A 652-nucleotide genomic window follows, 5' to 3' on the forward strand; every position below is an offset into this window, starting at 1 on the left:
GATTATAAAAACTAACACAAATAAAAATACAACCTTTATATTTTTACTTAACGCTAATTTTTCAGATTTCATTAAATTACCATTAATCATTTTTTAAATAAGGTATTGCAAAGAGGTTATGCATAAATTTTATAGGATTTTCTTTATACATATTACTAGCATCTCGTAAGTTATTGTGTATTTTTTGTAAATTATTTTTCGCATTACTTTCAGCAATCCTTAAACTAGTTGCTAATTTCTTAGTTAAGGTCTTTGTGTCAATAAAATTATATGCTAGTAAGGCTATAGCTGAACTTACAATAACTACTGCCAAAATTGGACCAACGGCAACAACTGCAGCTGTGCCAGCTAAAGAAGAGACACCTGCCCAAGCAATACCTGATGATGCGTCAGCAATTGCTAAATCAACAGAGACCCCGCCTATAAAATCGTGCCAGAGTTTTTTATCATCGAGCATTTGGTCTACAGCATGAAACCCAACAGATATCAGGATGCTTAAAACAAAGCCCGGTTTAACTGCTTTTAATTAGTAAATAAAGCTGTTACGCCCTCCAAAAAAATTAGCTAATTTAACCATGCCTATTCCTTATTTATTCAATCGTGCTAAGTCAAAAATTCGGCTCTCGGAACAAACATTTAGTTCAATTTATTA

The 652-nt window shown here is 32.2% G+C and carries 1 protein-coding gene; it reads right to left on the bottom strand.

Annotation, left to right across the window (positions count from 1 at the left end; genetic code table 11):
* Positions 1–82: 82 nt before the first annotated feature.
* Complete coding sequence (locus tag CWB66_RS21125) at positions 83–457, bottom strand: hypothetical protein (RefSeq protein WP_138584248.1); 375 nt, start codon at positions 455–457, stop codon at positions 83–85.
* Between the last annotated feature and the right edge of the window lie 195 nt (positions 458–652).

Origin of the sequence: Pseudoalteromonas sp. S558, assembly GCF_005886635.1 — a bacterium.
GTDB lineage: Bacteria > Pseudomonadota > Gammaproteobacteria > Enterobacterales > Alteromonadaceae > Pseudoalteromonas > Pseudoalteromonas aliena.

Excerpts from the sequence above, each read along its gene's own strand:
- CWB66_RS21125 (WP_138584248.1), bottom strand. The coding sequence starts at position 457 with ATGCTCGATGATAAAAAACTCTGGCACGATTTTATAGGCGGGGTCTCT.